Origin of the sequence: Collinsella sp. OF02-10 (assembly GCF_003463445.1) — a bacterium.
In the GTDB taxonomy this organism is placed as follows: Bacteria; Actinomycetota; Coriobacteriia; order Coriobacteriales; family Coriobacteriaceae; genus Collinsella.
Genome location: NZ_QSCW01000013.1, coordinates 34,761 through 55,309 on the forward strand (window position 1 = coordinate 34,761; position 20,549 = coordinate 55,309).

A 20,549-nucleotide genomic window follows, 5' to 3' on the forward strand; every position below is an offset into this window, starting at 1 on the left:
CCATCACGCCCTATAAAACACGTTGTCGGCAAAGAAGTCGGTCGGCGGCTCCATGCAGGCGATCTCGCCGTCAAACATCATGGAAATGTCATCGGCTACCTGCTCGGCAAAATCCAGGTCGTGCGTTGCCATGATGACGGTGCCGCCAGCCCGCGCATGGTCGCGCAGGGCGCGGGCGATGATGCGGCGGCTGGCCAGGTCCAGACCCTTGGTAGGCTCATCAAGCAATAGCAGTTCGGGGCCGATTAGCAGTAGCTTTGCCAACGCAAGCAGTTGGCGCTGTCCGCCCGAAAGGTCATAGGGGTGGCGTTCCCCTAAGCCCGCGAGCCCCAGACTCACCGCGCGCTCCCGCGCCATATCCTCGCCGTACCCGCAGGTCGAAGCCCATTCCATCAGCTCGTCGCGCACCGTCTCGGCAACCAGCAACGCCTTGGGATTCTGGGGCAGCAGCGCCGCCGATACCGCCCCACGCACCATGCGACCACGCTGCAACTTGACCGTTTTGGCCAGCACCGAGAGCATCGTCGACTTGCCGCAGCCGTTTCCGCCCACAATCGCATGCACCGCGCCAGTCGAAAACGCCACATCGAGTCCGCGCAGCACCCAGCCGGACGCTCGATCGTAGCGAAACCAGCTCCCTGCCAGGGTGGTAGCCGACCCGCCGTGCATTTTTTGGAGTATTCTGCTCCCATCCGTGCGCGGGAAGGCTTCCGAGCCGTTCTCGAGCGACGTTTGCGCCACAAATTCGGACGATTTGTCCAATTCCGAACTTTTTTTCGCGCTCGATACGTCCCCGGGCGGCTCCAGAGAGCCCAAATTGTCCTCACGCCTGCTGAATACTCCGTTTTTTGCACATCGGACGGCACCCCACCCCAACATGTCGTCGGAAAACAACGATTCTCGGCGTCCCAAAGAAGCCATATCCGCCACCTCGCGCACGCGACCGTCCTCAATCCGGTACGCACACGTCGCATACTCGAGCATTGGGCGCGGTTGATGCGTAGCCACAACAACCGTGCAGCCCAACTCACGGTTCACGCGAAACAGCGCGTGCAGAAAATTCTTCTCGGCAACGGGATCGAGCTGAGACGTGGGCTCGTCGAGCAGCAGCACACGCGGACGCAGCGCCAGGACGGCCGCCAACGACAGCAGCTGCTTGCGGCCGCCCGAAAGCGTGTCAGTATCGCGATGAAGCCAGTCCTCCAGACCAAAGAAATAGCTGGTCTCAGCTACGCGACGGCGCATCTCATCACGTGCTAGCCCCAAGTTTTCCAGGCCAAACGCCATCTCGTGCCACACGGTTTCGCACACGATCTGGTTCTCGGGATCCTGGAACACATAGCCCACGCGCTCCGCCGATGCCCGCACGTCCATGTCGGCAACGTTCTCGCCCAGCACGCGCGCATCACCAGTGCGCTCGCCCGCCGGCGCGATCTCGGGCTTGAGCAGCGACAGCAGCGTCGACTTACCCGATCCGGTACCGCCAACAAGCAGCGCAAATGCACCTTGGGGAACACGCCAATCAAGCCCCTCGAGCACCGGTGCCTCGGCCCCGGGATAGGCAAAACTAAGGCCCTGCACCTCAATCGCCGGAATATCCGGGCCGCACGCCGCGCCCGACACCGGGCCCCTATCCAACCGAGCCATCAGCCAAACCTCTTCTCATCAATCGCGTGCAACGCGCAAGGCAGCATCATCCAGGCAGCGTACACGACATAGCCCAGCCACGGCGCCGGCACCGAGAGCTGCGGATAAAACGAATACTGCGTCGTCGCGGTCCACGCCACCGCCACCGCGACAGCACCAAACAGTGCGAGCCCGGCCAGCGCGGCAACGTCGCTGCGCCCCAGTCGATACCGCGTATACGTCGTACGACGCGTCGCGGCACCCCACCCGCGCGAGCGCATCGAGTCCGCGCGCTCCAGCGAATCTTCCATGCCCCAGCCCATCAACACGCTCGACGCCCGCAGGCGCGAGCGCACGGGGTCGGCCGGCGCGCGGCCCGGCACATCGATCGCGTCCTGCACCGCCAGCACCGTGCGGCCGCGGCGCAAAAACTGCGGGATAAGCCTCATGCACATCGAGATCATGAGCGCAATCACCGGTGCGGCATTGCCCAGCAGCGCGAGCACCTTGTCGTATTCGAGCATCGACGCCGCCGCCTCAAACCACAGCACGCTCGCCACAAACAGCCCGCCCATGCACAGGCCGTATACCATGCTCTCCAGATACACCGCGCGCATGCCAATACGGAACAGCTCCGTCGAGCCCGAGGCGCTAAACAGCGGATTGAGCACCGCGACGATCAAAATCACCGGCAGCTGCCAGCGGAGCGCGCCCAGCGTGCGGGCAGCCCCACGCGTCGCAAATCCATACGCCAGCCCGCCCGCAAGTGACAGCGCAATCAGTACCGGCTGCATCGAGAACATAGTGAGCCCCAGCGTCAGCACTATATAGAGTGCCGGCACAGCCGGATGCGACATCGAGAATGCCGCGACGGGCTCGCCGCCAAACTCCTCTCGTATGTTGTCCACGGGCACCCCCGTCCCCTCGCTCAAACAACAGCTCCGCAGCACCGCCAACGCCGCACGCAAGCAGTGCAAACGCCACGCCGGCGGCGCAAGCCTCAACCGCCGCAAACCAATCGTTACGCGCTCGTCATATGCCTGCGGTATCATATTGCGCCGTGTATCGTTTCCAAACACACGTCTCTATAACGTAACAGGAGATCACATGGACGCAACCGCAATTATCCTCGCTGCCGGCGAGGGCACCCGCATGAAGTCGAACCACTGCAAGGTTTCGCACAAGATCCTGGGTAAGCCCATGGTCCAGTGGATCGTCGACGCCACCATCAAGGCCGGCTGCAGCCGCGTCGTGGTCGTCATCGGCAGCCACGCCGACGAGATGCGCGCCCTCATCGACGGCGCCTACGCCAACAGCGCCACCAAAGTCGAGTGCGTCGAGCAGACCGAGCGCCTGGGCACCGGCCACGCCGTAAAGGTCGCGCTCGAGGCCTGCGGCATCACGCAAGGCCCCGTCGTCGTGCTCAACGGCGACCTGCCGCTCATCACCGCCGACACCGTCGCCAAGTTCGCACAGACCGTCGCCACCGGCGAGCTCGCCTGCACCGTCATGACCATGACCCCGCCCGATCCTTTTGGCTACGGCCGCATCAAGCTGGGCGCCGATGGTCAGATCGAGCGCATCATCGAGCAGAAGGACTGCACGCCCGAGCAGGCCGCCGAGCTACTCGAGTGCAACGCCGGCTGCTACGCCTTCGACGGCGCGCAGCTCGCCGCCCACATTAACGAGATCGGCAACGACAACGCGCAGTCCGAGTACTACCTGCCCGACATGCTCGAAATCCTCAAGGGTCACGGCCAGGCAGTCTCCATCTTCCACTGCGACGACTACCGCGACGGCCTGGGCGTCAACAGCCGCATCCAGCTCGCGCAGCTTACCGCCATCGCGCGCGACCGCATCAACGAGCACTGGATGGCCGAGGGCGTCACGTTCATCGACCCCACGCAGGCTTGGATCGGCCCCGACGCCACCATCGGCCGCGACACCGTCGTGTGGCCGCAGACGCACCTGATCGGCCACGTCACCGTGGGCGAGGAGTGCCAGCTCGGCCCCAACAGCCGCCTCACCGACACCACCGTCGGCAGCGGCTGCACCATCGATGAGACCATCGCCATCGAGGCCGTCATCGAGAATGGCGTCGACTGCGGCCCGCGCGCCTACCTGCGCCCGGGCACCCACATGCTCGACGGATCCAAGGCCGGCACGCACGTGGAGATCAAGAAGTCCACGATCGGCGAGGGTTCCAAGGTGCCGCACCTGTCCTACATCGGCGACACCACCATGGGCCCCGGCGTCAACGTGGGCGCGGGCTCCATCACCTGCAACTACGACGGCGTCCACAAGCACAAGACCGTCATCGGCAAGGACGCCTTCATTGGCTCCGACACCATGATGGTCGCGCCCGCCCAGATCGGCGACGGCGCGCTCGTGGCCGCCGGCTCCGTCATCACCGATCCGGTCCCGGCTGACGCACTCGGCCTGGGCCGCGCCCGTCAGGTAAATATTGAGGGCTGGGCCGCCGATTATCGCCGCCGTCTGCACGAGGACGACGAGGTATAACGTTTTACCAAGCACAAAAGGAGCTGCTCCATGGGGGCGGCTCCTTTTTCTATCGTGACCTGCGCAACCGGATGAGTGGTCGGTTCGTGTCCGTTGGCGGTAAAGACGTTATCAGGACCCGATAAACCCCGCCGCGCGGTTACAATGCAACAAGGCATCTATATGGCATTCGATGTATAAAGGAGAAGGGTAATGCCGATTAATGATCCCGAGAAGTCGGAGAATATGCGCAAGTCCATCCGCGTGTATTCCGGTTCCTCCAACCGTCCCCTCGCTCAGAAGATTGCTGAGTACCTTGGGGTCGAGCTTTCGGGCCTTACGCTAAAGCAGTTCGCCAATGGTGAGATTTACGCCCGCTACGACGAGACCGTCCGCGGCGCCGACGTCTTCCTGATTCAGTCCGTGGCCGGCGGCAACGTCAACGACATGCTCATGGAGCTGCTCATCGCCACCGACGCTGCCAAGCGCGCATCCGCCCGCTCCATCACCGCCGTTATCACCCACTACGGCTATGCCCGCCAGGACCGCAAGGCCGGCCCGCGCGAGCCCATCACCGCCCGCCTCGTCGCCAACCTGCTCGAGCGTGCCGGCGTCAACCGCATCATCACCCTCGACCTGCACCAGGGCCAGATCCAGGGCTTCTTCGATATCCCGGTTAACCACCTGTCCGCACTGCCGCTGTTTGGCCAGTACTACAACGACATGCACTTCGACACCGACAACCTGGTTGTCGTCTCCCCCGACGTGGGTCGCGCCAAGGCCGCCAAGAAGCTGTCCGACATGCTCGGCTGCGACCTGGCCATCGCCCACAAGGGCCGTCCGCGCCACAACGCCGCCGAGGTCATGGGCATCATCGGTGACATCAAGGGCAAGACCTGCATCATCAACGACGACATGATCGACACCGCTGGCACCCTGTGCGCCAACGTCAAGGAGCTCAAGGCTATGGGCGCTGGTGACATCTACGTCTGCGCCACCCACGGCATCTTCTCCGGTCCGGCCATCGAGCGTCTGAACGACGCCCCGATCGTCGAGTGCCTCGTCACCGACGCCATTCCCGTCGAGGTCGGCGGCAAGATCAAGACCATCTCGGTCGCCGAGGAGTTCGCTCAGGCCATCTCCGCCGTTTACCACGAGGAGCCCGTCTCCACGCTCGTCGGCGGCGACTTCGCGCTGTAGTCGCTTGACCCTCGCATCTCACCGGAAGCCCGGTAGGCCTGCGGGGTTATCACGCCGACGTCCTCGCCGCTTCGCGGCTGCGGGATGTCGGCTTAGATAACCCCTCCCGGCCTACCGGGCTTCCTGCTGTCTCGGGGCAGCTGTTTTCTGAAATGACTTTGCCGTACCCTTTCCTCGCCTTCGGCGGGCGTGGTAGCCTTTGTCGTTGATTGAACTATTTGTTTAACGGAAGGATAAATATGGCAGCTGCACAGCCGCTTAAGATTCGCATGGTTGCCGGACTCGGCAACCCGGGTGAGGAATATGCCGAGACCCGCCACAACGCCGGCTTTAAGGCGATCGATGAGCTGGCCCGTCAGGCCGGTGTCACGTACTGGAAAAACCAGGCCGGCGCCGAGGTCGCACTCATCAACATCAACGATCCCGAGGAAGAGGGTGGCAAGCGCCAGATCGTGCTGGTCAAGCCGCAGTCGTATATGAATACCTCGGGTGGCCCCATCTCCAAGCTCTGCCGCGAGTACAAGATCAAGGCCGAGGAGCTACTCGTGATTCACGACGAGCTCGACATCCCCGCCGGCGACGTACGCGTCAAGGTGGGCGGTGGCCACGCCGGGCACAACGGCCTGCGCTCCATCATCGACAAGATGGGCAGCCGCGACTTTAGCCGTATCCGCACCGGCATCGGCAACCCTCCCGGCAAGATGGCCGTGGCAGACTATGTGCTCAAACAGCTGCGCGCCCGCGAGGCCGATGACTTCCAGGACACCTGCGCCCGCGCCGCCGACGCCGCGGGTCTCGCCATCGTGCACGGCGTGATCTATGCCCGCGACCACGTCAACGGCGCCGCCTCCGCCAACGGCAAGCACTAAAACCTACCGTTTAGGGACAGGTTTATTTTGGCAGGTTCTATCTACAGAAACGCCCCGGTGGCCGCATCGCAATAAACCCCGCGCCGCCATACACGCATAACACCCCAAAGGGGGCCGGCCTCATCACAACCCGAGGCCGGCCCCCTTTGCCGTTTTGCCTGATAAAACCGACCAAAATAAACCTATCCCTATTTGGTAGGTCGAAGTGGATAAACCCTTTTCCCAACCGCCGAAGACACACGTAAACAGCATGCCCATGAGGGTATAATTTGCACCGTATGTCTGCACATCGCCTGTGCGCGTACGGTTCTAATCGGGCTGCCGTCTATTTCCGTGGAGGCACGGTTCGGTCGCCCTAACAAGAGAGGGGTTCTATGTATAAGATCCTGGAGAAGACGCAGTTCTCTGAGAAGGTGTTCAAGTTCCGCATCGAGGCGCCCGCTATCTCCAAGCATGCGCACGCTGGACAGTTCCTCATGGTTCGCGCCAACGAGACGGGCGAGCGCGTCCCGTTTACCCTGGCCGGCTGGAACGGTGACGAGGGCTGGGTCGAGTTCATCTTCATGGTGATCGGCAAGACCACCGAGATGCTGTCCACCTACGAGGCCGGCGAGTCGCTGCGCGACGTCGTGGGCCCGCTGGGCGTTCCCACCGAGATGGCCGAGGGCCCCTGCGCCGTCATTGGCGGCGGCGTCGGCCTGGCAATTGCCTTCCCGGTCGCCAAGCACCTGGTCGAGACCGGTCACGAGGTGCACGCCATCATGGGCGCCCGCACCAAGGACCTCCTGCTCATGGAGGACCAGTTCCGCGAGCTCCTCGACGAGGACCACATCCACATCACCACCGATGACGGTTCCTACGGCGAGCAGGGCGTTGTCACCGCTCCGCTGGAGCGCCTGCTGCAGGACAAGGCCGTGAGCCAGGTCTTCTGCGTCGGCCCCGTTCCGATGATGAAGTTCTCGACCCTCACCGCCCAGAAGTACGACACCCCCATCACCGCGTCCCTCAACCCCATCATGGTTGACGGCACCGGCATGTGCGGCTGCTGCCGCGTCGAGGTGGGCGGCGTGACCAAGTTCGCTTGCGTCGACGGCCCCGACTTCGATGCCACCCTGGTCGACTGGGATGACCTTCGTGCCCGCCAGGCCGCTTACCGTTCCGAAGAGGGCGAGTCCCTCAAGGCCTATGAGGAAAAGAGCTGCGCATGCCACTAGTTAACGGTCGTTTCGTTGCCGATATGAAGTCGCCCCGCACCCCCGATAACGAGGAGCCGGCTGCCGAGCGCGCCTGCGACTTCCGCCCCGTCGACAAGGGCTTCACCGAAGAGATGGCGCTGGCCGAGGCCGAGCGCTGCCTCAACTGCAAGAAGCCGTTCTGTGTTGAGGGCTGCCCCGTCAACATCAACATTCCCCGCTTTATCGAGCAGATCCGCGAGAAGGACTTCGGCGGCGCCCTCGATACCATCCGCGAGGACTCTATGCTTCCCGCCATCTGCGGCCGCGTCTGCCCGCAGGAGAACCAGTGCGAGGGCAAGTGCATCCGTGGTAAGAAGTCCGAGCCCGTGGCCATCGGCCAGCTCGAGCGCTTCCTGGGTGATCGCCCCGAGCTCGCCTCCACGCCCAAGATGGCCCCCAAGAACGGCAAGAAGGTCGCTGTCGTCGGCTCCGGCCCGTCCGGCATCACCTGCGCCGGCGAGCTCGCCCGCAACGGCTTTGACGTTACCGTCTTCGAGGCATTCTTCACCGGCGGCGGCGTGCTGGTCTACGGCATCCCCGAGTTCCGTCTGCCCAAGGCAGTCGTCAAGCGCGAGATTGACGGCCTGGAGGACATGGGCGTCAAGTTTGAGTACAACTCCGTCGTGGGCAATATGGCCACGGCCGAGGAGCTGTTCGAGCAGGGCTTCGACGCCATCTACGTGGCGACCGGCGCTGGCCTGCCCAAGTTCCTCAACGTTCCCGGCGAGAACCTGCCCAACGTCTTCTTCGCCAACGAGTACCTCACCCGCGTGAACCTGATGAAGGCCAACAAGTTCCCCGAGTACGACACCCCCACCAAGCACGGCAAGAACGTCGTTGTCTTTGGTGGCGGCAACGTGGCTATGGACGCCGTCCGTACCGCCAAGCGTCTGGGCGCCGAGCACGCCATCATCGCCTACCGTCGTACCGAGGACGAGATGCCCTGCCGTCGCGCCGAGCTGCACCATGCTAAGGCCGAGGGCGTCGAGGTTCTGCCGCTCGTTTCCCCGCTCGAGTTTGTCGCTGGCGAGGACGGCTCCGTGTGCGCCGTCAAGGTCCAGAAGATGGAGCTCGGCGAGCCTGACGAGTCCGGCCGTCGCCGCCCGGTGCCCATCGAGGGCGCCATCGAGGAGATCCCCTGCGACGTCGCGATCTCGGCTATCGGCACCAACGCCAACCCCTTCGCAAAGAAGATCGGCGGCAAGATGGAGCTCAACAAGTGGGGCTACATCGTTGCCGACGAGGAGACCGGCCAGACCACCGATCCCCGCATCTGGGCTGGCGGCGACATCGTCACCGGTGCCGCTACGGTCATTCTGGCGATGGGCGCCGGCAAGAAGGCCGCCGCTTCCATCACCAAGAGCCTGCTGGGCGAGTAATCACCCGCAGCGCTAGCCATCAAACGGCAAAGTCCCCGTCGAGCACACGCCCGGCGGGGACTTTTTTCTATGCCGGCCGCCTCAACCACCACAAAGGGGACAGGCACCTTTGTGGTGGTCGGGGACTTGGCCGGCGAACCAATTCCGACGTTTGTCTCAATCTGTAACAGCCAGACCCTGTTGAGCCTCGTAGTTGTTACAGATCGAGATATTGCGCCAGCCGCCCCCGCTTTGTCTCGATCTGTAACAGCTAGAGGCCAAATTCCTCGCTACGTGTTACAGATCGAGACGTTAGGTTGGCGACCGAACAGTTCATCTCAATCTGTAACACCTAGGTCCAAATATCTGGCTTGGTGTTACAGATTGAGATTTTGTAAAAGCCGAGAACGAGAGCCGCCACCAAGACCTAGCGCTTGCGACGCTTGGTTGCGGCGACACCGGCCGCGGCGACGGTTGCGCCGGCGATGCCCAGGGCAGCGACCGTCATCGCGGCGGAGTCACCCGTGCTGGCGAGCTCCGTGCCGCCGGACTTCTTGCCGTTCTCGCCCTTACCCTTGGACTTGTCCGTCGTCACTGTGGTCGTCGTCGAAGTCGAACCACCCGCAGGAGCCCCGGCGCCACCAGAGCCATCCGCACCGCCACCCTGCTCGCCGCCGCCAGGCGTCGGCTTGGGTTCCGGCTCCGGCCCGGGCTCCGGCTTGGGCTCAGGCACCGCCTCATCGGTCACCGTAATCGTAATGTTCAGACGCTCGGAATACTCGCTGTACGACATGCCAGGGCGCTGTGCCGCAATGCGCACGTACATATTGCTATCGAGCGCAATAGGCTCGGTGTACTTTACGCGGCCTTCGTCGCGGCAGGGGCAGGTGTCGTTGGTGGTGTACCAAATCGTCGCGCCATCCTCGGCCGAAAGCTCCAGCTTCGTACCCTTGGGCACCGTAATGTAATTCTCCTTGGGCGACCATGCACCAAACGTCGTCGCACCAATCGTCGCCACCGGTCGCGCCGGTCGCACTGCCTCGGCAGACACGCGAACGTCGACCTGCTTGGACAGCGCCGTGCCGTCCACCGTCGCCGTCAACGTCGTCAAACCGGGCAAAGCACCATGCAGCACAAACGTCGCCGCGCCGTCCTCGCCCGTCACGGCCTGGGTGGCATCGACAGAGCAGATAGCCGAGGACTCCAGCCCAACACTAACCTTGGCGCCCGCAAACGGCTTGCCCGCCTTATCGGTCACATGCGCCACCAGCTCAAAGTCACTGCCCTCAAGCATGGTCACGGCCTGCTCCACGTTGAGCTTGAGCTTGTCGGCACGAACGCCCACGACAAGCTCACCACTTGCCCAGCGCGCCATGGCCGTGCCGGCGTAGTTGCGAGCACCGTCGAGCTCAAACGCCACCGTCGAGCCCGCCTCACGCGCATCGGCATAGCGAATACGCAGCACGCGCGACAGCGGCTTGCCATTGGGATCGTCCTGCTTGTCGAGCCACGTATACGTCACGTCGCCCAAGCCCTGCGCGCACAATGCGACCAGGGCATCGTCGCTCGCATCCATATACTGCGCAAACTCAACCTCGATGCAATCGGTATAGGCATGGGCCGAAGCCACCTCGGGCACCGCCGTCGACACCAAGCCAATGTTCACCTCAGTCTGAATCGGCGGCACGCGCAGCCAGGCGGAGTGCGCCTCCTCATACCCGTCCTTGGTCACGCGCACCTGATACCAGCCGGTCGGCGTATTCCAGTTGTAAGCACCGTCCGCACCCGTCGCAAGCGGATTGTCCTGCTCATACTCCTCGGCATCCCAACGCACGGCATTTGTACCGGCCGCATCGTCGGCGCTCCACAGCTCGACCGTTGCGCCCTCGACCGTATTGGACAGCAGGCCCTCGTACACCACGCCCGCAGGATCGGGTGCGGCCTTGGCGGCCACATTGCGATAACGTGCCTCGAAGATCGACTGCATCTTCTCGTCCGAGATCAAGCCGTCCTTGTTGGCGTTATAGACCTCGGCATCGGTCAGCTCGCCCCAGTTGACCGTAATACGATTCTGGCATGCGCGCTCCACCTGCTCGCAAGCAACATCGTAGGCGCATTCGGCATTGGTCAGCTTAATCGCGCGCTCCGAACCTACGCTGGTCGAAGCCGCGTCATAGGCAGCGCCCACCACGGTACCCGCCGAACCGGCCGTCAGCACGCCGGCGATTGTCATAATGGAGCCCACTGCCACATCGGTGCTGTCGTGGCAGAGCTGGCGATACAGCAGATCCTCAAACGCACGCGCCTTCTCCATGGCGTCGCGCAGCGCGTAAATGCACTTCCAGTCATCCTCGGTCTTCTCGGGCTTGGCAAGCAAGCGCGTATGCTGAAGCTCATAGCCCTCGCGCTCGCCCTTCACCTTCTGCATGCGGACGTTCACGTTCTCCCAGTTCTTGCTGGCATCGTTCACGCCGTAAATGCCGGTAAAGATGCCGATACCCTGAGCTGCCGCGGGAAACGCCTGTCCGGCTGCCTTCCACGCATCGGTCTTAAAGACCTGGCCGAACATCTCGCACTCGATCTTATAGCTCTTGAGCGAACGGATCGTGCGGATGAGCTTCATATGGGCGCTCACGTCGCCGTTGCGCTTCCAAGCCATAAGCCAGCCACGAATCGTAGAGTTATTGAGGCTATGGACCACATTCCAGTTGTCGTACAGGTTGTCCAGAATGTCGCACTGCATGGCGATCGAGTTAAACAGAAGCGCCTGGTTCTTGTTGTTATTGGAGCTCTCGATAAACTCCGACTCTATATAGGCCGTCTGCTCGCCATCGGGCGCGGCGACCTTAAAGCCCTTGACGGTATCGTCGTCAGCCGCCTTGTAGCTCAGCGAGCTGCCGAGCGCCTGGCCCAAATCGTTAAACCCGCTCGTCGACTGGCCGTTGTACTCGCTGGCCTTAATGCCCGCACACTTGTTGAGCGCCGCAGCGCTTGCGTCATTCCAGCTTCCGTATTGGTTGAGCCGACCGATACCCATCGACTGACCCACCAGATCCTCGGCCTGCTGGGCAATAAACTCCGCTCGCGACGCATGGTCGACAAGTTCCTTGATGGCCGCCGCGTCCGCCGCATTTGCACCCTGAGCCGACGCGAGCTCCTGGTACCAATCCTCGCCGGTGCCATACGCGTCCTCAAAGATCATCTTGTCCACGTTGACGCCATAGCTGTCGCCCTGCTTGGTCAGCAGCGCCGACGAGCCCCCAACCGCAGCCTTAAGCTCGGCGGCAAACTGCGCGGCCTCGTCGTTGCCAGCATCATCACCCTCGCCGTCGCTGACGGCGGGGGCGCGACGAGCCTTGCGGGCAGCTCCACCTTGGGCTTCGTCCTCTTTACCGCCCTTCTCTTCCTCGGCAAACGCATCGGCGACCATCTGATCAATCGCGTCGTTAAACGCCTGGTCGACATCATTAAACGAGTTATCCATCATATACTCGTGCCACTGCTGCACGGCATTCGAGAACTCCTGCTGGCGCTCCTCGGCCGCGGCGGAATGCTTTTTGGCCGAAGCGTTGGCGTCAAAACTCAGCATGGTCATAAGCTGAGCATTGGAGATGCGGTAGGTCTGCGGCATAAAGATCTGCTCAAAGTTGCCGCAGTTCACATAGGTCGAGTCATTCGCCTTGTTAAACTCGTCGAGCAGCTTAAGGTAACCCTCGTCCACATACTCCGCTACATAGCGCACATGGGTGCCCTCGCGCGACTTTTGAGTCAGAGGAATCGTCACCGTCTTGCCATCCACGCAGTCCACGTACAGGTCGAGCGTGTCGGCGGCCTCTTCGTTTCCCACCTCGAGCGTGATATCGAACGTCCAGTAGGCGTTCTTCTTTTGCGGCAGATGATGGAAGGTCCACAGACTCTTGCCGGTGTCCTTGCCGTCCTTGACCAGGCTTTGCGTACCGCCACGATACGTCACATCAAAGTTCCAGACCGAAGCGCCCGGAACATAGCGCACATAATTGCGAGCCGTCACCTCTGCGGCAGCGGCGGCAACATCGGTCGAGCCCACGCGCGCCTCGAGCGTCACGCGCTCGGCGGCAAGCGTATCCTGCGGCAGGTCGTATTCAATCTTGGCACGGCCGAGTTTATTGGTCTTGCCAGTGTACTTTGCGGCCGAGGCGCCCGCGCCCACGGTAAGCTGCACGCTTTTGCCGGGCGCCGCATAAACGTAGGCCACATTGCCCAGCAGGCTGTGAACGTCGGTGTTGTCGACCTCGATGCGCGATCCGCTAACCTCGAGCGTGGTGCTTCCCAGCGGCAATGTCACCTCGCCCAGCGTAATAAGCGGCGAAACGGCATAGATGCCCGCGGCCTTAGGCTTAAAGCGCACAAACACATCGGCGCCCATGCCCTTCTTCATATCGAGAACGAGGTTGTCGCCCTCCCACGTCGCGTCAGTCCACCATGTACGGGAGCTATCACCAGGATCGCGAGAGCCTGCGGACACATCCTCGACGGCATCCTTGGCCAGCGGAATCTCAATCTTGGCAGCCTGGCTGTCCTTGAGCTCGTAATGAATGCGCAGCTCGGTCTCCACGCCAACGACCGCGGACGAATCAGCAATAACCGAGCCCGCCGTCAGCCCGCGCTCGGCACGATAGGCCTCCACGTCAAACGTCGGCACGTCGAGCGTCACGTCGAGCTGTTTGCCGTCCTCAATCTTCACCTGCTTTTGCGCGATATGCTTACCCACGGTCAGCCCTAGCCGGCTAAACGTGGAATAGCTCGTCGCTTGAATGTCGTAGCTCGTCTTGTTAAAGGCGACGATGGTGTACGAACCGGCCTTAAGGCGCGGCGTCTCGGCCTTCATGATAGGCGTGGTGCCATCGTCTTCGTAACCCATCAGATAGGTGACGCCGTCGGCGACTAACTTGCCGTCGGACGTACGAAACACCAGCACGCGGTTGGCTCCCTGGTAGTCGCCCTTGGTCGTGACCGTCGCCGTACCCCAAGGCTTCAAGTCGATATCGACCTTGCCGGCCGAAGGCTTCACCGTCGCCGTCGCCCCACCCAGCTTGAGGCTGTCTTTGGGCACGAGCGTTATCTCCAGATCCTGGTCCGCGTCGGCAATGGCCTGCGACACCACGAGCGCTGTACCCTGGATACGGTAGTCGTTTTCCTTGTCGCCCTTGGCAGGTTTGAGCGTCTTGCCGCCGCTCTTCACCGTCAGATCGATGTTATCGAGACTATCGAGCTCAATGCGTTCGGTCTTATCCTGGCCTGCGACCGGTTCGAGATAGGCCACATTGAGTTCAATCGCGCGCGAAGTCGGAATCTTGGTAAAGTCCTCCGCCTTAATCTCTCCGATATTCCACGTGCCCGTCATCTGGTCGCCCGGGCGCGCCAGCACCATGTCATAGTAACCGCTGAGCGAAATGCGCAGGGTGACTGCTGTCTTGGAGAGAGCGTCCGCTGCAAAGCTGCCGTCATCGCCAACCGCCAGCGGCGTGGACTGCCCCGCCTGCACGAGTGTAGCCGTCGCGCTCTGGGGAAGTTTGCCCGTCACCTGGGCCGCCTCGCCCATCCACTCAAACGTGTAAGCAGGCTTCGAGGAATCGACGGAGTCCTTGCGATCGGCCACGGCATCGGCAAGCTTTTTGACCATCGAGGGGTTGCCAGCCGAATCGGTCGCATAGGCATAGATGATCTGGCCTTCACTAAAGGGAATCGCATACGTTACGCCATCGATTGTCACGCGCTCATTATAGTCGCCCGGATATCCCGCCTCACCAAACTGAAGATCGGGGTTCATCACGCGCAGGACAACGGCATTATGGTTCGTCTCGTTTCCGTATCTCGTGTTCTCAAAAGCTCCCCACTCTATCATTTCCACGCTTTTGGGTAGCACAATCTCTTTGCCGGCAATCGCAGGATCAAGAGAGGCGAACGCGAGCGCCCCGATAGATTTGACACCATCGCCAATCGTCACCGACGACACAAAGGAGCACCCGTCAAAGGCAAGTTGCTCAATCCGCTCCACCGTGCCCGGCACATCGATCTGCGTAAAGGTGAGTACCGTTGTGTCCGAGACATAGAACTGTGGCACGCCGCAATAGGCGAATGCAAGATAGTCGATAGTTTTGACCGAAGGCGGCAGCGTTGCCACCACATTGTCGTCAAGTTGTTCACATTCCTTAAAGGCCTGCTCGGGAATCGTGGTAAAGGCCGCGTTGTTGGGCCAGGTTACCGTTTGGAGCGTCTTGCTTTTGTAGAATGCATAGCTCTTGAGCTCCTCGACCGAATCGGGCAGTGCGATTTCTTTGATGCTGCTGCCGCCCAAGCCTCCAACCGAGCGGACATGCGAATTAGGGGCGAAGGTGATCGATGTGAGCGCAGCGCTTCCCATACCCGTAAGGCTTACGACATTTTTGTCGTCGATGGTCGAGGGCACCTCCAACGTGGTAATGCCCGCGTCGCCATACTCGATAGAAATTTCGTTGGTGAGGCTATCAATCGAGAAGTAGTACTGCGCGGGGGTCTGCTCGTCGGCCACGTAGCCATCGTCGTATTCGTCCTTTACGCCCGTGGCGCCCTTCGAGGTTGCCCAGAGTTCAAGTTCCTCGTTCCAGGTCGCCTCGGTGCCGGAAGCCTCCTCTTGCTTTTGCTGCTCGGCGAGCTCCTTGCCCTCGACAAGATCGGTGGCAAGCGTACCCGCAGGTGTGCTCTCGGTCTGTCCGGCGCCCGTCAGGCCCGCCGCCGATGCAATCTCGGAGTCCGGGGGCGCAGGGGCGTCACCGGCATCGAGCGCTGTGGGGTCGGCAGCGCCGGCATCGGGCGCGGGGTCGGCGGAAGCAGAGTCTGACATTTGGGCGTCAGCCGAATCGGCGGGAGCAGCGTTGGCTGCTTGGCCGTTATCCGTCTGCACAAAAGTGCCGTCGGTGGTGAGGGTCTCGGCAAACGCGCCCGCGGGCAACGAGCCCGTCACCATGGTGAGGGTCACCGCGGCAATGGTCAGGCGGCGGCAAAGCGCTCGAACAGTAGTCCACCTCATGGTCGTTCCTTTCCTGCAAACCAAAAGTCATCCAGCGTAATCGTTGTCCAAAAACAAAGCGAACGGTAGGTTCATATATACGAACCTACCGTTCTACCTGCGCAAACCGCCACAAAGGGGACAGGCACCTTTGTGGCGGTTCTGGACTTGGCCGGCCAGTTAGTCTCAATCTGTAACAGCTAGAGGCCAAATTCCTCGCTACGTGTTACAGATCGAGACGTTAGGTTGGCAGCCGAGCAGTTCATCTCAATCTGTAACATCTAGAGCCGTTTTGGGCAGTTTGGTGTTACAGATTGAGATTTTGCTGAGGCCGAGAACGAGAGCCGTCACCCAGCTCTAACGCTTGCGGCACTTGGTCGCGGCGAGGCCGGCGGCGGCTACGGTTGCGCCGGCGATGCCTAGGGCGGCGACCGTCATCGCGGTGGTATCCCCCGTGGTAGCCAGGACAGCATCGCCCTTCTTGGCGTGCGTGGTTTTCTCAACCGTCTTGGTCGTGGCGGTTGTCGTGGCCGGCTTGGCCGCGGGCTTGGTCTCGGGCTTCACCTCGGGCTCGGTCTCAGGCTTCACCCCAGGCTGCGGCGTTGGCTTGGGATCCGGCGTAGGCTGCGGATCGGGAGTCGGCGTGGCCTCGGGCGTAAAGGTCAAATCGGTGTTGAGCCACAGGGTGTAGATCCAACTGCTGTCCTCATCGGATACGCTATCCGCGACCTGGTAGCCGCACTCCTGGCCGTTGATCACCAGCTTGGTGTCGGACGTGAAGTAGAAGCCGCGCGCGGACTTGAGGTAGATACCGTAGCGATAGGTCACGCCGGGCTTAAAGACGTCGATGTGATTCGTGATGTTCTGATCCCAGAACTTCTGAGAGTTCACTTCGCTGCCATCGCTGCCCGTCCAGAACTCACACTGAGGAAGGGAGTTGGAACCCGTCGGAACATTCGCCGTAAAGATCGGCTTATCGCCTGCCTTGAAGGTGGTCGTGGCGCCGTTGATCTCGACAACGTCGATGGCCCGCCATTCGTCGATCGGCTGCTCGCACAGCATATTGTCGGCGTTTGGTGCGAAGACGCCGTCGACGGTCTTGATGTGGTGCGCCCAATGGCCGTTGACGTACATCATGCAGTCATTGCCCACGGTATTGTCGCCCTTGAGCCTCAGCTCAACGGAGTACATGTAGAACTTGCCCTCCTCGAAGTGGTCAATCTTCTTCATGCCCGGCGTGTACTTTGCGGGGTCGGAATACCAGAAGGCAACGGGCTTGAGCTCCGCAGGGTCGCTGCCATCCATCTCTTCCCAGCACTCATAGGCGATCTCATACTTATCGGCATCGGCGGCAGGAATCGTCGCGGTCGCACGCGGCGCCTCGCCGGGCGCGTAGTCGATTTTCACATCGTTGACGTTTAGATTCTCAAGAGCTTCGTTTTCCGACGAAGCAGGCGTCGTAACTGTTTTAATAGCAGGGACATACAGGAATTCTCCGCTTAGACTCGACTTTACGGTTTCCCCGTTTACGGTAACAACGGTTTCATCGCTGAAGGAATATCCGTCTTTTGGCTTCAGCATAAGAGAATACACGTACTCTTTCCCGCTTTTAAACTTTGTAATAGTCGGCAGGGAACCATGTGAGCCGTTATCGGAATACCAGGCAGCAACGGGTTCGTTGTTTTCAAATTCCTGCCAGCATTCATAAGCGATTTCGTATTTATCTGCATCGTAGTTAGGGACACCTGCCGTCGCCTGCGGACCAGTATCCAGCTGCCAATTGAAGTTCGTATTCTGAACATTGGCAAAGGAGATGGATTCCGATTCTGATTCCGCTGCCGGGATAACAAGGCACGCCCTCTCGTAGACATGGGTGCGGGTGTAGTAGTCATCCCGAATCTCGTTAATAGTGGGTTTCCCGGTCGCCTCGGTGTCTCCTTTAAAGGCGTCGTCCGGATCACCGATGATGATATTCCCGGGCTCTGTACCCGTATACGTAAGCTTGGATCCATCATAGGTGGTCGTCATCTTGGACTTATTCTCCTTGTACTCCGTAAAGTACTTCTGCTCCTCCTTCTGTCTCTGAATCTTGCTGATATCCAGGGTAAGCGTTGTTTTATTGCTCGCACTGTCATACGCCGCATGGACGATCAAGTCCCCCAGGCCGATAAAAGTCAAAGCGCTACCATCGAGAGCAGACTGGTCTCCATCTACAAGGGCAATCCCCTCCACATACTCAATCGTTTCTTCTTTCTTGATGTCGGTGTAATTGTTCCGCACCGTAATATTGACCCTAACGCCGCTGCCGCCAACAACATCGGTCACACCGCAGGGCATGATGGCGTCATTCGCCGGCGTGGCGGCGTTGTCGCTGGGAGTATTTTGTTCAGCGGGTGCCGCATCGTTGGATTCATCGGTGGCGCCAGTCGGGGCCGTCTGCTGAGGCTCAACGGTGGCTTGCGCCGCCGGAGCAGCATCGGTTGCAGGCGCGGTCGAAGCAGCTGGTGCGGTCGTTGCAGCCGTATCCCCCGCAACCGTCGGCGTCACCGGAGCTGCGGCAACCTCATCCGTCCCAGCGGCGGGATCGGCGCATTCCGTCGCCAGCGCCACGCTCGGCAGCAGCAGCTGACCGACCATAAGCGCGCACGCGCCGGCGCAAGCTATTTTGGCACCCACACAACGCCAGGTACCGTGAACCAGCGAGCAGGTACGCTCGCGCTGGGTTTGCTTTCCAAAGTGGCTTCCGCACATAACGGCCTCCTTGGTCGTAGGGGCATACCACCACAAAGGTGCCTGTCCCCTTTGTGGTGGTCCTGTACAACCAAGATGTGTCAAATGACTCCGTACGCCTAGGTTCGTAGATGCGAACCTAGGCATCTACCTGCGGAAATACAAAGAGCCGCCGCAAGAGCATTTATGCCCGCGCGGCGGCTGAAAATGGCTATGAAAGATTACGCTAGCGGTTGCGGCGCTTGGACGCAACGAAACCGGCGCCGATGACGGACGCACCGGCGATGCCGAGGGCTGCCGCCGCCATCGCGGCGCTATCGCCCGTGGCGGCCAGGGCGCCGGAAGCGTTTTTGGCCCCAGCTGCAGTTTTGGTCGTAACGGTCTTGGTGGTCTTTGCATCCTTGTCTACGGGCTTGAGGTCAGGCTTCTGCTCGGGATTGGGCATGGGATCGGGCTCCGGAGCCGGCTCGGGGTCCGGCGTTGGGTCCGGCTCCTGCCCGTCTCCAAAATCAATCACCACATCATGGGCGACCTCGGCAGAACCGACGATATCCGAAATCGTAGACGAACCGGCAACACCGATGACCTGCCCGCTCTGGGAACTAGGCCATTGCCCCGTATCGACATCCTTTTTCACATCGCGCACGGCGCCGTCCATCGGAATCGTAATCGTCGCGTTCCCTCGTAAATCGATCATCGCGGCATGGTACATGGTCGTATTCACGACGTTGCGGTTGATCGCATAAATCCCCGCAGTCGCGCCCGAAGCCTCAATCTTCGATTTGAAAATCTGGATACGAGGCGTTTCAAACCTGGTATTTGCCTCTGCCATGATTCCAAAACTTTGATTGCGATCGGCGTCGATGCCGCTTGCGGCAGACAGGCTTCGAGACGTGAGGTTCGACTTCTCGACAAGCATCCACACCGCACCGTCTTGCGAGCGCGCGCTGATACCAGCCGAGAGCGAAGCCGCACTACCAGCCGAAAGCGTGACATCGGCTCCGTTGACGATTTTCATGAGGGTATTCTTCTTGATACCAAACGTATTGATGCACATGGAAGCCCACGAGGCATCGCCAGTCTTAATCGACAGACTGGCGCCATCGACGGTGACATCGCCGCCGTGCTCATAAGCGGAATCCGACTCTTCCTGCTCGCCTTCCTGGGCAGCGTGTCTGTTTGGAATGTTATCAGCATGGATACCGCAGATGACCTCCATTGGACGCCAAGATCCTTCAGCCGATTTCGCCTCGATTTTGACATCAGCGCCCTTATCGATTGTCACGCTGCCGGCCGTCGCGCGAATGCCCGCCACATTTTCCGCTGCACCCGAAGCCGTCGCGTTGACGCTGACGCCGCTGATGGTCACATCGCCGCCGGTCCTGCCGTCGCCTATCGCCGTAATCACATCGTTCTGGGCCGTCGCATTCAGGGTGCCGTCGCCGGTAATGGCAAGGTTACCGTTCTTAACAGCGATGGCGCTCTGCCCGGCGTCGGCCGTGACGGTGTTGGTGCCCGTCACGCCGATGGTGAGGTTGCCCTTGGCGCCGATGGAGCCGCCGTCGTAGCCGTTAAGCTTCATGTCGTCGGCGCCGTCCCAGGACCAGGTTCCTGCCTCGTCGCCGGCAGCGGTGCCCGCGTCGTACTGCGTGCCGCCCACGTTGACCCAGTCGGCGGCGAGCGCCACGCTCGGCAGCAGCAGCTGGCCGGCCATGAGCGCGCAGGCCCCCGCGCAGGCGAGTTTTGCGCCCACGCGGCGCCATGTTCCGTGGGAGAGCGAGCACGCGCGGCCGTGGTCGATTGGGTTGTCATGGATTTGCGTTCGCATGTGAGCCTCCTTGTCGTAAGGGGTGCTTCTATAACACCATGTTACGGGAAGATATCCGGATCCTGGGGCACAAATTCTCATGTGGCGCACCTGCCAGCGCAAAAGGCAACGAGCACGCTATTGCCAAGCGCGCCCATTACAGTCTGAAATAGGCCATCGATAAATTTCGATGGCGAG

At 61.2% G+C, this 20,549-nt stretch carries 10 protein-coding genes; 5 read left to right on the forward strand and 5 right to left on the reverse strand.

Annotated elements, in window-relative coordinates; translation table 11 throughout:
• Positions 1 to 3: 3 nt before the first annotated feature.
• Both DXA43_RS07330 and DXA43_RS07335 read right to left on the reverse strand, forming a co-directional pair.
• Positions 4 to 1,647, reverse strand: a complete 1,644-nt coding sequence (locus tag DXA43_RS07330) for an ABC transporter ATP-binding protein (protein ID WP_117806711.1) — start codon at positions 1,645 to 1,647, stop codon at positions 4 to 6.
• The gene (locus DXA43_RS07335; protein WP_233540040.1) at positions 1,647 to 2,534 is read right to left on the reverse strand and encodes an energy-coupling factor transporter transmembrane component T; all 888 of its coding nucleotides are present in this window, start codon (positions 2,532 to 2,534) and stop codon (positions 1,647 to 1,649) included. The genes DXA43_RS07330 and DXA43_RS07335 overlap by 1 nt, the downstream gene beginning before the upstream one ends.
• 199 nt (positions 2,535 to 2,733) lie before the next feature.
• On the opposite strand from DXA43_RS07335, the gene glmU reads away from it, so the two are divergent.
• The 5 genes from glmU (at position 2,734) to gltA (ending at position 8,808) form a co-directional block, all read left to right on the forward strand.
• Positions 2,734 to 4,146: a bifunctional UDP-N-acetylglucosamine diphosphorylase/glucosamine-1-phosphate N-acetyltransferase GlmU gene (glmU, locus tag DXA43_RS07340; protein WP_117806712.1), complete on the forward strand. Its 1,413-nt coding sequence runs from the start codon at positions 2,734 to 2,736 to the stop codon at positions 4,144 to 4,146.
• Positions 4,147 to 4,338: 192 nt separating this feature from the next.
• Positions 4,339 to 5,325, forward strand: a complete 987-nt coding sequence (locus tag DXA43_RS07345) for a ribose-phosphate pyrophosphokinase (RefSeq protein WP_022094252.1) — start codon at positions 4,339 to 4,341, stop codon at positions 5,323 to 5,325.
• A 239-nt stretch (positions 5,326 to 5,564) separates the two neighbouring features.
• Positions 5,565 to 6,194: an aminoacyl-tRNA hydrolase gene (pth, locus tag DXA43_RS07350; protein ID WP_187364989.1), complete on the forward strand. Its 630-nt coding sequence runs from the start codon at positions 5,565 to 5,567 to the stop codon at positions 6,192 to 6,194.
• A 374-nt stretch (positions 6,195 to 6,568) separates the two neighbouring features.
• Positions 6,569 to 7,408, forward strand: coding sequence for a sulfide/dihydroorotate dehydrogenase-like FAD/NAD-binding protein (locus DXA43_RS07355; protein WP_117806713.1), 840 nt, complete (start codon positions 6,569 to 6,571; stop codon positions 7,406 to 7,408).
• On the forward strand, positions 7,399 to 8,808 hold the full coding sequence (gene gltA, locus DXA43_RS07360) for an NADPH-dependent glutamate synthase (protein WP_006235794.1): 1,410 nt from the start codon (positions 7,399 to 7,401) through the stop codon (positions 8,806 to 8,808). Before DXA43_RS07355 ends, gltA begins: the two co-directional genes overlap by 10 nt.
• Positions 8,809 to 9,214: 406 nt before the next feature.
• On the opposite strand, the gene DXA43_RS07365 is transcribed toward gltA, so the two are convergent.
• The 3 genes from DXA43_RS07365 to DXA43_RS07375 all read right to left on the reverse strand — a co-directional run bounded on the left by DXA43_RS07365 (position 9,215) and on the right by DXA43_RS07375 (position 20,372).
• Positions 9,215 to 15,835: a leucine-rich repeat protein gene (locus DXA43_RS07365; protein WP_117806714.1), complete on the reverse strand. Its 6,621-nt coding sequence runs from the start codon at positions 15,833 to 15,835 to the stop codon at positions 9,215 to 9,217.
• A 336-nt stretch (positions 15,836 to 16,171) separates the two neighbouring features.
• Positions 16,172 to 18,565: a hypothetical protein gene (locus DXA43_RS07370; RefSeq protein WP_117806715.1), complete on the reverse strand. Its 2,394-nt coding sequence runs from the start codon at positions 18,563 to 18,565 to the stop codon at positions 16,172 to 16,174.
• A gap of 205 nt (positions 18,566 to 18,770) precedes the next feature.
• Positions 18,771 to 20,372 carry an LPXTG cell wall anchor domain-containing protein gene (locus DXA43_RS07375; protein WP_117806716.1) on the reverse strand — a complete coding sequence of 534 codons (1,602 nt, stop codon included), beginning with the start codon at positions 20,370 to 20,372 and terminating at the stop codon, positions 18,771 to 18,773.
• Positions 20,373 to 20,549: the final 177 nt, after the last annotated feature.

Coding starts and splice junctions, on each gene's coding strand:
- DXA43_RS07330 (WP_117806711.1), bottom strand. CDS start 1,647: ATGGCTCGGTTGGATAGGGGCCCGGTGTCGGGCGCGGCGTGCGGCCCG.
- glmU (WP_117806712.1), top strand. CDS start 2,734: ATGGACGCAACCGCAATTATCCTCGCTGCCGGCGAGGGCACCCGCATG.
- DXA43_RS07345 (WP_022094252.1), top strand. CDS start 4,339: ATGCCGATTAATGATCCCGAGAAGTCGGAGAATATGCGCAAGTCCATC.
- pth (WP_187364989.1), top strand. CDS start 5,565: ATGGCAGCTGCACAGCCGCTTAAGATTCGCATGGTTGCCGGACTCGGC.
- DXA43_RS07355 (WP_117806713.1), top strand. CDS start 6,569: ATGTATAAGATCCTGGAGAAGACGCAGTTCTCTGAGAAGGTGTTCAAG.
- gltA (WP_006235794.1), top strand. CDS start 7,399: ATGCCACTAGTTAACGGTCGTTTCGTTGCCGATATGAAGTCGCCCCGC.
- DXA43_RS07365 (WP_117806714.1), bottom strand. CDS start 15,835: ATGAGGTGGACTACTGTTCGAGCGCTTTGCCGCCGCCTGACCATTGCC.
- DXA43_RS07370 (WP_117806715.1), bottom strand. CDS start 18,565: ATGTGCGGAAGCCACTTTGGAAAGCAAACCCAGCGCGAGCGTACCTGC.
- DXA43_RS07375 (WP_117806716.1), bottom strand. CDS start 20,372: ATGCGAACGCAAATCCATGACAACCCAATCGACCACGGCCGCGCGTGC.